Raw genomic sequence first — 10,836 nt, 5'->3', positions numbered from 1 at the left:
TGCCACGGCCGCGCACCCGCGAGGAGACTCGGGCCGTCGCGGGGAGGATCCTCCGCGCACGAGGAGAAGGAGCCGATCATGGCACGATTCATGGACATCCACGACGGATTCGTCGGCGTCACGGAGGACCAGCTCGCCGAGGCGCACGCCGCCGACCTGGCGGTCGAGGGCGAGGAGGGCGTGCACTTCGAGACCGCCTGGCTCGACCCGGAGAGCGGCAAGGTGTTCTGCCTGTCGACCGGTCCGTCGAAGGAGGCGGTGATGCGCGTGCACGAGAAGGCCGGGCATCCCACCGATCAGGTCTACGCCGTCGACATCATGGTCTGAGGCGGGCCGGGGCGGCGTAGAGTGCGCCGCATGACGGATCGAAACGACGCGCAGGAGCCTCCCGAGTACCGGGAGCACGAGCTCCGCGACAAAGTCGCCGGCCTCGGGGACACGCCGGAGGACGCCCTGGACGAGATCGCGAGCCGCAACGACTCCCTCGAGGAGCGGCTGCCCGACGAGGAGCTGCCCCGCAGCGAGGGGGCACCCGGCCAGGGGTAGTCCGCCGCGGTCGTCCCTCACTGGGGACTGGGGAGTCCTCCCGCGCGTCCGTACGCTGGCGGGGATGAACGACGACGGACGGCGCACCACGCGCATGCGCGACCGCGCCGCAGGCGCCGCGGTGATGGAGCAGGTGGTGCGCCTGCAGGCGCAGGCGCCGCCGCGGTCCACGCTCGCCCGCGCCCTCGGCGCCCCGCCGATCGGCGAGGACACCGCACCCTGGTTCGCGGGCGCGCTGGGCGAGCGCGAGGTGGGCGCACTGCTCGACCGGCTGCCCGAGGGCTGGAGCGTCTTCCACGCCATCCCGGTCGGGACGCGTCCCGACGCCTCCGGCGCCGTCTCCGACGTCGACCACATCGTGGTCGGCCCGCCCGGGGTGTTCGTCGTCGACACGAAGCACCACCGCGGCCAGCGCGTGTGGGTGGGCGAGCGCGCGGTGCTGGTGGCCGGTCAGAAGCAGCCGTACCTGCGCAACTCCGACCTGGAGGCCTCCCGCGTACGGGGCGTGCTCGCGCAGGCGGGCATCGCGGCGCCCGTGACGGCCGTGGTCGCGCTCGTCGGGACCAGGGAGGTCACGGTGCGGCAGCAGCCGCGCCGGGTCCTGGTGCTGCGCGCCGAGCAGCTGGTCCGGTGGCTGACCCGGCGCCCGGCCGTGCTGGACGCCGCCACGATCGCCGAGATCGCGCGGCTGTTCGACGACCCGGCGACCTGGCGCCCGGTGGACACGTCCGCCGACACGGTGGAGCGGTTCGCGGTCATCGAGCGGGAGGTCAGGACAGCGCAGCTCGTGCGGGCCGGCTGGGTCGTCGCGGTCGCGCTCGGCGCGGTCGCCGTCGCCCTGCCGGTCGTGTCGGTGCTGACCCGCTGATCCGGTGCGTCAGACCGGGACGGCGGTCGTCCGCATCGTGAGCGACGCGGCCTCCCCGTCGTAGTCGAGCTCCACGCGGATGGCGGCGACCTCGGCCAGCGAGTCCAGGTGCGTGCCTCCGCACGGGATGACGACAACGCCGTCCGGAAGCTCCGCACGCCAGCGCCTGCGCTCCCCCAGCCCGTCGCCGTCGCGCTCGATCGAGATGGCCACGCCCGCACCTGCCGCCACCCAGCCGGCCAGCCGCGCGTTGGCGGCATCGGTCACCTCACCGAGTGCGCCAGGGAGCTCGGCGGCCGCGAAGCCCTTCTTCCGCAGGCTCTTGCCGATGCGGTACTCGTCCACCGAGCCGTCCGGAAGGATGCGCGAGGAGGCGATGGCGAGCTGGTCGAACGCCGGCTGCCCGCGCCCGTCGAGCGGGACCTCCTTCGTCCAGAGCCCGGAGAGCGCCTCGTCCAGCGCGAGGGAGGCCAGGTGGCAGGCCGTGTGGCCGAGGGAGAGGCTCAGGCGCGTCTCCGCGTCGACCGTCACGTCGGCCGAGGCGCCGGGCTCGACGCCCGTCGCGTCCTCCACCAGGTGGCAGACCAGGAACGACCAGCCCTCGGTCCCGGTGCGGACCGGGGCGTCGCCGACGTGCAGCGCGGTCCCGTCAGTCGCGCCGACGACCGCGCCGACGACCGGGACGGCCCGGCCTCCGACGGTCAGCGTTCCGGTGTCGGCGGGCTGGTCCGGCCAGACCGGGTCGACGGCGTGGAAGGCGGTGCGGTCGAGGATCACGGCGCTACGGCCGTCGGCGAGGCGCTCGACGTGCAGCACGGTTCCGGTGGAGGCGAGGTCGCCGTCGGGGTAGGTGACGACGGTGTCGCCGGCGGGGAGGGTCATCCCTCCAGCGTAGGGGCTGGATCGGATGGCCCTCCCGCGAGCGACTACTTCGCCAGCGACTACTTCGTGAGCGAGTCGACGTACGCGGAGTGCGCGTTCATCCACTTCTCGACGATGGCGTCGTACTGACTGGAGTCGGCCTTGCCGTTGTACATCGCGTTCTCGAGCGAGTAGAGCATGTCCGACTTCATCCTGAACTTCTTCACCCACTTCGCGATCTGCGGGAACTTCTGCGGGAAGTCCTTGCTGGCGATCGAGTGGATGGACTCCGCCGCGCCCAGCGTGTTCTTCGGGTCCTTGAGGTCCTTCAGGTTCCACTGGTCGTACGCCCAGTGCGGGCGCCACAGCGTCACGGCGATGTTGTCGTGCTTCTTCATCGCACTCGACAGCTCGGCCAGCATCGCGGGCGTGGAGGAGGTGACGTAGTCCATCTTCCCCAGCCCGTACTCCGGGATGACCTTCTTCTGGGTCGCCTCGGTGAGGCCGGCGCCCGGCTCGATGCCGACCAGCCGGTTGCCGAAGTCGGAGGAGTGCGACGCGAGCTGGTCGAGCGAGTCGATCGGGGCGTCCTTGTTGACCGCGATGGTCAGCTTGGCTTCGTTGTTCCAAGCGCCGAGGTCGGTGAGGTGCGCGCCGTACGTCTTCATGTACTGCGCGTGCGTGGTCGGCAGCCAGCCGTCGAACGCGACGTCGTAGTCGCCGGTGCTGAGCCCGGCGAACGCCGGCCCGGCGTCGGCGTACTCGAAGTCCACCTGGTAGCCCTCGCGCTCCAGCACGTGCTTCCACAGGTAGGACGCAGCCTCGCCCTCCGGCCAGCCGTTGAACACGGCCACCTTCACGTCGCCCTTGTCGCCGCCGGCGGTGGAGGCCGCGGTCACGGCCGTCCCACCGATTACGACGAGCAGGCCGGCGCCGAGCACCGCGAGAGCGCGCTTCGGCATCCGCAGCCGAGCCGTGCCGACAGCGGCGGTGAGCCGGTCGAGCACGATCGCCAGGATGACGACGGCGATGCCCGCCTCGAAGCCGAGTCCGACGTCCACGCGGCTGAGCGCCTGGACGATGTCGCGGCCGAGGCCTCCGCCGCCGACCATGCCGGCGATGACGACCATCGAGAGCGACAGCATGATGACCTGATTGACGCCGGCGAGGATCGACGGCATGGCGAGCGGCAGCTGGATCTGGCGCAGGATACGCCGCGGCGGCGAGCCGAACGCGCGTCCGGCCTCCACCAGCTCGGTGTCGACGCCGCGGATGCCGAGCTCGGTGAGCCGCACGCCCGGCGCCATCGCGAACACGATGGTCGCGACCATGCCGGGCACGACGCCCACCCGGAACAGGATGAGCGCCGGGATCAGGTACACGAACGCGGGCATCGTCTGCATGAAGTCGAGCACCGGACGGATGATCGCCGACGCGACCCGCGACCGCGCGGCGAGGATGCCGAGCGGCACGCTGAGCGCGATGGCGATGGCCGAGGAGACCAGCACGAGTGCGAGGGTGTCCATCGCGTTCGGCCACTGGCCGATCCCGGCGATGAGCAGCAGGCCGACCACGGTGCCCGCGCCGAACACCCAGCCGCGCAGCCAGACCGCGAGGATCGCGACGATGAGGATGACGTCCCAGAACGGCGGCGTCTGCAGCGCCCAGTCGACGCCGTCGTACATCCCGGTGAAGACCACGCGGATGACGTCGAACAGACCGCCGAAGGCGGTGGTGACGAAGTCGACGACCGCGGTCGCCCACTCGCCGAGCGGGATCAGGTGTGCCGTGTTCACGCGACCACCTCCGCCTCGTCGGCGAGGACCGGGATGGGGTCGCCCCCGGCGGACTCGCGCAGGGCCAGCGTCATCGCGTCCACCGGCACGGTGGCCGGGGGCTCGACCACGACCGGGATCTCGGTGGTGTCGCTCGACACGTTCCCGAGCGCCGCGAGCAGGGTGACCCGCGGGATCACGCCGAGCAGGCGGCGCTGGTCGTCCACCACGGCCAGCGGGAGGTCGCTGCCGACGGAGGGCTCCACCAGCTCGCTGAGCACCTCGTCGCGGGACACCGTCGCGATGTCCGCGTCGATCGCCTCGGTCAGGTCGCCCTGCCCGTCGCGCACCTGGCGCATCACGTCCCGGTCGCGCACCGCGCCGAGGAGCCGCCGGCCTTGGCCGACGACGAAGGCGGCCGAGGTCTGGAGGTCGCGCATGGTCCGCATCGCCGCGCGCGGTCCGCCCGCGACGGTGACCAGCGCGCGGGCCGGCTCCATGACGCTCGCGGCGGTCAGGACGCGGGCGCGGTCGACGTCCTGCACGAAGCTGGCGACGTAATCGTTGGCGGGGTCGGTGAGGATCTCCTCCGGCGTGCCGGTCTGGACGATCCGCCCGTCCCGCATCACGGCGATCCGGTCGCCGAGGAACATCGCCTCGTTGAGGTCGTGCGTGATGAAGACGATGGTCTTGCCGAGCGAGCTCTGCAGCTCGAGGAGCTGCTCCTGCATCTCGCGCCGGATCAGCGGGTCGAGCGCCGAGAACGCCTCGTCCATCAGCAGCACGTCGGTGTCGGCGGCGAGCGCCCGGCCGAGGCCGACGCGCTGCTGCATCCCGCCGGAGAGCTCGCCGGGGAGCTTGTCGCCCCAGCCGGCGAGCCCGACCAGCTCCAGGACCTCGGCCGCGCGCTCGCGGCGCTCGGCGGCGGGCGTCCCGCGCACCTCCAGGCCGTAGCCGATGTTGTCCAGGACCGTGCGGTGCGGCAGCAGGGCGAAGTGCTGGAACACCATCGAGATGTGCTGCTGCCGGACGGCGCGCAGCTTCGCCCCGGCGAGACCGGTGATCGTGGTGCCCATGACCTCCACCTCGCCCGCGGTGGGCTCCAGGAGCCCGTTCAGGACGCGGATCAGGGTCGACTTGCCCGAGCCGGACAGCCCCATGACGACGAAGATCTCGCCGCGCTCGACGGTCAGGCTCGCGTCGATGACGGCGGCCGTCCCGAGCCCGGCGACGTCCTTCCGGCTTGCGCCCTGCCGGAGCCGGCGCACGGCCTCCTGGGGTTTGCGTCCGAAGACTGTGAAGATGTTCCTCGCCTCGACGGCGATCGTGTTGCTCAACGTGTCTCTCCGCGGTGCGCGATCGCGTCTGGTGGACACGCGCACTCTGGTCGCGCCCGGGCCGACGGCATGCGGCGACGGCAGCATGACTCGAGCGCGGGCCTTCCGCGCGAATCACCGTCACTGGCGCGACCATCGGGGTGCGCCCATGCCAGCCGACCGTACGATCCGGGCGGGGCCACCTGTGCGGCCGCACAGCCCTGATCGCGGGCTGGTTCACCTCGCCAGCGCCGAGTAGTTCGGCGCACGAAGCTATTCGACGCTATCAGTGTCCTCGCAGCGACCGCGAATCGGGCGCGGGTGAAACCGCGCGCGGCGACCCCGACGGACCTACCGCGGAGTGCGCGATTCCGGCAGAGTGTGCGCATGGCGAACTCCACCGGCGATCACCCCTGGCAGCGCGTCCCGATCGAGCCGCAGAGCGTCGACGCGCCGCTCTCGGGCGCAGCGGTCTTCCTCGTCGTGACGGTCGCGGACTCCCCCGACGCCGTCGCGATCGCACGGGACGTGGTGGCGAACATCTCCGACATCGTCAAGACGGTGGGCTTCCGCGACCTGGGCGCGCACCTGTCGTGCAACATCGGGGTCGGCGCGGAGTTCTGGAGCAGGCTGACCGACGCCGCGCCGCCCGCCGAGCTGCACCCGTTCCCGGAGATCCGCGGCGCGGTCCACACGGCGGTCTCCACGCCTGGCGATCTGCTGTTCCATATCCGGTCGGAGCGCGGCGACTTCTGCTTCGAGTTCGAGCGGCAGCTCCTGGACGCCCTCGGCGACGCGGTGACGGTCATGGACGAGGTCGTCGGGTTCCGCTACTTCGACGCGCGCGACCTCCTCGGCTTCGTCGACGGCACGGCCAACCCGACCGGCGGCGACATGGCGGCCGCCGCGATCGTCGGCGATGAGGACCCCGCGCACTCCGGCGGGAGCTACGTCGTGGTGCAGAAGTACCTGCACGACCTCGCCTCCTGGAACCGGCTGCCGGTGCCCTCGCAGGAGGGCGTGATCGGCCGCACGAAGGTGGAGAACATCGAGCTGCCCGACGTCGAGCACGGCCAGAAGGCGCACAAGACCCTCAACACGATCACCGACGAGGACGGCGTCGAGCACGACATCCTCCGCGACAACATGCCGTTCGGGAGGCCGGGCCACGGCGAGTTCGGCACCTACTTCATCGGCTACTCGCGCGAGCTGTGGGTGATCGAGCGGATGCTGGAGCGGATGTTCATCGGCGACCCTCCCGGCAGCCACGACCGCATCCTGGACTTCTCGACGGCGACGACGGGGACGACGTTCTTCGTGCCCACCCGGGGTTTCCTGGAGGGACTCGGCGACTGACGGCGGCGGGTGACGGCGCGGGTGACGGCGCGGGTGACGGCGCGGGTGAGCGCCGTGTGACGCCGCGTGACGTGCTCCCGCGCAACAGGTCGTCATCTTCATGGCGGCCGGAGGCGGCGGCAGGGTACAAAAAGGCCATCATGTCGCGCATCTTCACGAGCAAGTTCAACCCGGGCCGCGCCCGCTGGGAGCTGGTGGTCAGCCCGCGCGGCGACGTCTACGCGTTCCCGCTGACGCTGCCGATCGCGCAGCGGCAGGCGCTCGGCGGCCACCGGCGCTACCTGGTCGGCAAGGTCGCGAAGAAGCAGGAGACCTGGACCGCGGCCGGCCCGTCCGGGCTCATCTACGGCACGACGTTCCCGACGCTCCCCTCCGCCCTGGAGGCCATCGCCGACGAAGTCGACCTCGCCCCCGTCCCCTAGCCCTCCCCTGCTCCCACCCTCCCGCCGAGGGGCACGTTGTTGTCACTTTCGAGCGCGAGAAGTGACAACAACGTGCCCCCCGGCGGCTAGGCGGACTTGAGGAGGGCGTCCTCGAGGGCTACCCAGGGGAGCATCGCGCACTTGACGCGCGTGATGTAGCGGGAGACGCCGGCCAGCGCGACGGCGTCGCCCAGCAGCTCCTCGTCGCCCTCCAGGGCGCCCTTGGACTGCATCAGCTCGCGGAACGCCGCGATCGACGCCGTCAGCTCCGCGCGGTCCGTGTCGTGCACCAAGTCGCTGAGCAGCGACGCAGACGCGGTCGAGATCGAGCAGCCGTGGCCCTCCCAGCTGATCGCGTGGATGCGGCCGTCCGCGTCGGGGTGCACGCCCACCGTGACCTCGTCGCCGCAGGTCGGGTTGTACTGGTGCGAGCTGGCCGCGGCGTCCTCCCGGAGGCCGTAGCCGTGCTTCTCGCGGGCGTGGTCGAGGATGACCTGCTGGTACAGGTTCTGCAGGTCGCTCATCGGTCGATCACTCCGAAGAAGCCGCGCGCACCGGCGACGGCCTCCACTGCCGCGTCCACCTCGTCCGCCGTGTTGTAGAGGTACGCGCTGATCCGGGTGGAGGCCGTGACGCCGAACCGGCGGTGCACCGGCTGCGCGCAGTGGTGGCCCACCCGCACCGCGATGCCGCGGTCGTCCAGGAACTGGCCGACGTCGTGCGCGTGGATGCCGTCCACGACGAAGCTGGCGAGGCCGACGCGCTCGACGTCGGGGCCCGGGCCGAGCACCCGCACGCCGGGGATCGCCGCGAGCCCGGCGAGCATCCGCGCGCCCAGCTCCGCCTCGTGCGCCTCGATCGCCGGCATCCCGACCGCGTCGAGATAGTCGACGGCGGCGGCCAGCGCGACCGCCTGCGACACCCGCTGCGTGCCGGCCTCGAAGCGCTGCGGCGCGGGCAGGTACTCGGCGTGGTCGAGCGTCACGGTGGTGATCATGGAGCCGCCGGTGAGGAACGGCGGCAGCGCGTCGAGCAGTTCTGTGCGGCCGTAGAGGGCGCCGACGCCGGTCGGGCCGAGCATCTTGTGGCCGGAGAACACGGCGAAGTCGACGCCGAGGGCCGGGAAGTCCACGGCGAGGTGCGGGACGGACTGGCACGCGTCGAGCACGGCGAGCGCGCCCTGGGCGTGCGCGAGCGTCACCAGCTCGGCGACCGGGTTGATCGCGCCGAGCACGTTGGACACGTGGGTGAAGGCGACGACCTTGGTGCGCGGCCCGATCAGCTCGGCCGCCTGGTCGAGCCGCAGCAGCCCGTCGTCGGTCAGCCCGATCACGCGGAGGGTCGCGCCGGTGCGGGCGGCCAGCTCCTGCCACGGGATGAGGTTGGCGTGGTGCTCGGCCTCCGTGACGACCAGCTCGTCGCCCGGGCCGACCCGGAACCGCTCTGCTGCCGCTCCGCCACGGCCGGCGGACGCGTTCGACATCCCGTAGGCCAGGAGGTTGAGGCCCTCGGTGGCGTTGGAGGTCCAAACCAGCTGCTCGGGGCGGGCGCCGACGAAGCGGGCCACGCGGGTGCGGGCGTCCTCGAACAGCTCGGTGGCCTCCCCGGCGACGGTGTGGGCGCCGCGGTGCACGGCGGACGTGAACCGCTCGGCGAAGTCGCGTTCGGCGTCGAGCACCTGCCGGGGCTTCTGCGAGGTGGCGCCGGAGTCGAGGTAGACGAACGGGTGCCCGTTCACCTCGCGGGAGAGGATCGGGAAGTCCGAGCGGAGCCGGACCGGGTCGAGGGTGTCGGTGCGCATACTGTGCTCAACGCTACCGGGGTTCGCTGCAATCCCGCCGAGCATGACGACCTCGGTGACGGCGACGGGCCGCCGGTAGGCTCGGGGGCATGGTCGAACGGACGAACGGGTCCCCGTGGTTCTTCATCGTCGGCGTCCTGCTCGTCGTGGTGGGACTCGCCGGTCCGCTCCTGGTCGACGCCGTGACGGGCGACGTGCAATGGGTCGTCCGTGGCGTGGGGGTGCTCGTCGCGATCGGCGGCGGGGTGCTGATCGGGTTCGGGCTGCGGAGGCGCCGGGGGCGCTGAGGGCGACCGGGCGCGCCTCCCGCTACTCCGCCGCCGCCCGCGCCAGGTCGCGCAACTCGACCAGCCGCCCTGCAGCGCCGCCGCGCCCGCCGCGGATCGCGATGTGCTGCCGCGCCGGCGGCGTGAAGGCGGCGTCCAGCGCGTACGTCACCATCAGCAGGTAGAACCGCAGCAGCCGTGAGGCGTCCGCCCGCAGCGGCTCCTGCGCGGGCTCGCACGTCATCCCGTCGAGCCAGCGCGAGAGCTGGGTGAACGCGATCCGCAGGCGGAGGCCCTGCCGCGCGTCCGCCACCCCCAGCCGGCGGTCGGAAGGCCGCACTCCGACCGGGTGACCCGGCTCCCCCGCCACCGCGCAGCGCTCCAGGAGGCTCTCGGCCGCGGACAGGTGCGAGACCGCCTCCTCCAGCACGGCCAGCAGGGTCAGGGCGCTCAGGCCGTCCTCGGCGAGAGCGACGGAGTCGGCGCGGCGTGTCCTGGCGAACCACCCCATCGGGCGCCTCCCTCCTGCCGGCCTCCTGCTGGAGTGGGACCGATTGTACGCTCGCGTACCCCCGATGTCCGACCGGATCAAGGTCCTTACCCGGGGGCCGGAACGCGTCTACGGTCCGCTCCGGCAGATCTGACGACGCGCCCGCCGCTCAGGCGGGTGAAAGTGGAGGAGGCAGCGAGATGACGGACCGTAGACCCCCAGCGGACGAACCGACGGAGACCCGCGCGTACGAGCCGGGAGCCCGGGCGTACGACGCGGCGCCCGCCGACGCGACGGCGAGCAGCGCAGGCGCGCACCGGGCGGCGGGTGAGCCCGTGGACGACGGGATCGACGACCCGGCCCCCACCCGCCGGGTGGACGACCGCTCCCTCGACGAGGAGCCGGTGGACGACTACCCGCGTGCCGCCCGCTATCCGAGCGACACCCAGGAGGAGACGGACGAAGCCCTCCGGGTCGACGGCAACCGCACCCTCCGCGAGAACGTGGTCGCCCGCGAGCGCAGCGAGTTCGGCGGCATGAAGTTCGGCGCGGCCTTCTTCGGCTGGCTGACCGCGACCGGCATGGCGGTCATCCTGACCGCGCTGGTCGCCGCGGCCGGCGCGGCGGTGGGGTTCGGTGCGTCGGGCGGCAGCGGGAACGCCGCCGCGAGCGAAGCCAACAAGAACGCCGCGACGATCGGCGTCGTCGGCGCCATCGCGCTCGTTGTGATCGCGTTCGTCGCGTACTACTGCGGAGGCTACGTCGCCGGCCGGATGGCGCGCTTCGACGGCGCCCGCCAGGGGCTCGCGGTGTGGATCTGGGCGATCATCATCGCGGTCGTCGTCGCCATCCTCACCCTCATCCTCGGCGCCCAGTACAACATCCTCGGCAACATCAACGGCTTCCCGCGGATCCCGCTGGACGAGGGCACGGTCACCGCGACCGGCATCATCACGGCGGTTGCCGTGGCGATCGTGAGCCTCGCGGGCGCCGTGCTCGGCGGCGTGGCGGGCATGCGCTACCACCGCCGGGTGGACCGCGTCGGGCTGGGGAGCTAGTCCCGGTTCCGAACAAGAAAGTGCGGCCGGTCTCATCCCGTCCTGTGGATGAGACCGGCCGCACCGTCACCCGCATC

Annotated in this window: 13 protein-coding genes; 7 read left to right on the top strand and 6 right to left on the bottom strand. The window is 72.2% G+C overall.

The features are described from left to right. The first annotated feature begins 78 nt into the window (after positions 1-78). The 3 genes from ACFQ9V_RS16130 (at position 79) to ACFQ9V_RS16120 (ending at position 1,414) form a co-directional block, all read left to right on the top strand. Positions 79-327 carry an SCO4226 family nickel-binding protein gene (locus tag ACFQ9V_RS16130; protein ID WP_185277705.1) on the top strand — a complete coding sequence of 83 codons (249 nt, stop codon included), beginning with the start codon at positions 79-81 and terminating at the stop codon, positions 325-327. Positions 328-357: 30 nt separating this feature from the next. Beyond that, on the top strand, positions 358-546 hold the full coding sequence (locus ACFQ9V_RS16125) for a hypothetical protein (RefSeq protein WP_382460135.1): 189 nt from the start codon (positions 358-360) through the stop codon (positions 544-546). A gap of 64 nt (positions 547-610) precedes the next feature. Continuing rightward, a complete protein-coding gene (locus tag ACFQ9V_RS16120) occupies positions 611-1,414 on the top strand; it encodes a nuclease-related domain-containing protein (RefSeq protein WP_382460134.1) in 804 nt (267 codons plus the stop codon). A 9-nt stretch (positions 1,415-1,423) separates the two neighbouring features. Here the strand turns inward: ACFQ9V_RS16120 and ACFQ9V_RS16115 are convergent, their stop codons facing one another. Genes ACFQ9V_RS16115 through ACFQ9V_RS16105 form a run of 3 tightly spaced genes read right to left on the bottom strand, consistent with a single transcriptional unit; the run spans position 1,424 to position 5,387 of the window. Further along, positions 1,424-2,296 (bottom strand): metal-dependent hydrolase, encoded by an 873-nt coding sequence (locus ACFQ9V_RS16115; RefSeq protein ID WP_382460133.1) that lies wholly within the window; start codon positions 2,294-2,296, stop codon positions 1,424-1,426. Positions 2,297-2,355: 59 nt separating this feature from the next. Beyond that, positions 2,356-4,071: an ABC transporter permease/substrate binding protein gene (locus tag ACFQ9V_RS16110; protein WP_382460132.1), complete on the bottom strand. Its 1,716-nt coding sequence runs from the start codon at positions 4,069-4,071 to the stop codon at positions 2,356-2,358. Next, positions 4,068-5,387: a glycine betaine/L-proline ABC transporter ATP-binding protein gene (locus ACFQ9V_RS16105; protein WP_382460131.1), complete on the bottom strand. Its 1,320-nt coding sequence runs from the start codon at positions 5,385-5,387 to the stop codon at positions 4,068-4,070. Before ACFQ9V_RS16105 ends, ACFQ9V_RS16110 begins: the two co-directional genes overlap by 4 nt. Positions 5,388-5,753: 366 nt before the next feature. Between ACFQ9V_RS16105 and ACFQ9V_RS16100 the strand changes: the two genes are divergently transcribed. Both ACFQ9V_RS16100 and ACFQ9V_RS16095 read left to right on the top strand, forming a co-directional pair. Beyond that, positions 5,754-6,722, top strand: coding sequence for a Dyp-type peroxidase (locus ACFQ9V_RS16100; RefSeq protein ID WP_382460130.1), 969 nt, complete (start codon positions 5,754-5,756; stop codon positions 6,720-6,722). A gap of 140 nt (positions 6,723-6,862) precedes the next feature. Next, complete coding sequence (locus ACFQ9V_RS16095) at positions 6,863-7,144, top strand: hypothetical protein (RefSeq protein ID WP_370057174.1); 282 nt, start codon at positions 6,863-6,865, stop codon at positions 7,142-7,144. A gap of 86 nt (positions 7,145-7,230) precedes the next feature. Here ACFQ9V_RS16095 and sufU read toward each other — a convergent pair whose 3' ends face one another. After that, positions 7,231-7,668: a Fe-S cluster assembly sulfur transfer protein SufU gene (gene sufU / locus ACFQ9V_RS16090; RefSeq protein WP_382460129.1), complete on the bottom strand. Its 438-nt coding sequence runs from the start codon at positions 7,666-7,668 to the stop codon at positions 7,231-7,233. Then, positions 7,665-8,945, bottom strand: a complete 1,281-nt coding sequence (locus ACFQ9V_RS16085) for a cysteine desulfurase (protein ID WP_382460128.1) — start codon at positions 8,943-8,945, stop codon at positions 7,665-7,667. The genes sufU and ACFQ9V_RS16085 overlap by 4 nt, the downstream gene beginning before the upstream one ends. A gap of 89 nt (positions 8,946-9,034) precedes the next feature. Here ACFQ9V_RS16085 and ACFQ9V_RS16080 point away from each other — a divergent pair, with 89 nt between their 5' ends. Then, positions 9,035-9,232, top strand: a complete 198-nt coding sequence (locus tag ACFQ9V_RS16080) for a hypothetical protein (RefSeq protein ID WP_382460127.1) — start codon at positions 9,035-9,037, stop codon at positions 9,230-9,232. A 22-nt stretch (positions 9,233-9,254) separates the two neighbouring features. Here ACFQ9V_RS16080 and ACFQ9V_RS16075 read toward each other — a convergent pair whose 3' ends face one another. Beyond that, the gene (locus tag ACFQ9V_RS16075) at positions 9,255-9,722 is read right to left on the bottom strand and encodes a hypothetical protein (RefSeq protein ID WP_382460126.1); all 468 of its coding nucleotides are present in this window, start codon (positions 9,720-9,722) and stop codon (positions 9,255-9,257) included. Between the two features lie 179 nt (positions 9,723-9,901). Between ACFQ9V_RS16075 and ACFQ9V_RS16070 the strand changes: the two genes are divergently transcribed. Continuing rightward, positions 9,902-10,759, top strand: a complete 858-nt coding sequence (locus ACFQ9V_RS16070) for a hypothetical protein (RefSeq protein ID WP_382460125.1) — start codon at positions 9,902-9,904, stop codon at positions 10,757-10,759. Positions 10,760-10,836: the final 77 nt, after the last annotated feature.

Source organism: Leifsonia sp. NPDC056665 (assembly GCF_042791795.1).
Classification (GTDB): Bacteria; Actinomycetota; Actinomycetes; order Actinomycetales; family Microbacteriaceae; genus Leifsonia.
Note: the sequence above shows the minus strand (reverse complement) of the source record. Positions and strands in the feature narration are given on the sequence as shown.

Coding starts and splice junctions, on each gene's coding strand:
- ACFQ9V_RS16115 (WP_382460133.1), bottom strand. CDS start 2,296: ATGACCCTCCCCGCCGGCGACACCGTCGTCACCTACCCCGACGGCGAC.
- ACFQ9V_RS16070 (WP_382460125.1), top strand. CDS start 9,902: ATGACGGACCGTAGACCCCCAGCGGACGAACCGACGGAGACCCGCGCG.
- ACFQ9V_RS16100 (WP_382460130.1), top strand. CDS start 5,754: ATGGCGAACTCCACCGGCGATCACCCCTGGCAGCGCGTCCCGATCGAG.
- ACFQ9V_RS16085 (WP_382460128.1), bottom strand. CDS start 8,945: ATGCGCACCGACACCCTCGACCCGGTCCGGCTCCGCTCGGACTTCCCG.
- ACFQ9V_RS16095 (WP_370057174.1), top strand. CDS start 6,863: ATGTCGCGCATCTTCACGAGCAAGTTCAACCCGGGCCGCGCCCGCTGG.
- ACFQ9V_RS16080 (WP_382460127.1), top strand. CDS start 9,035: ATGGTCGAACGGACGAACGGGTCCCCGTGGTTCTTCATCGTCGGCGTC.
- ACFQ9V_RS16130 (WP_185277705.1), top strand. CDS start 79: ATGGCACGATTCATGGACATCCACGACGGATTCGTCGGCGTCACGGAG.
- ACFQ9V_RS16120 (WP_382460134.1), top strand. CDS start 611: ATGAACGACGACGGACGGCGCACCACGCGCATGCGCGACCGCGCCGCA.
- ACFQ9V_RS16075 (WP_382460126.1), bottom strand. CDS start 9,722: ATGGGGTGGTTCGCCAGGACACGCCGCGCCGACTCCGTCGCTCTCGCC.
- sufU (WP_382460129.1), bottom strand. CDS start 7,668: ATGAGCGACCTGCAGAACCTGTACCAGCAGGTCATCCTCGACCACGCC.
- ACFQ9V_RS16125 (WP_382460135.1), top strand. CDS start 358: ATGACGGATCGAAACGACGCGCAGGAGCCTCCCGAGTACCGGGAGCAC.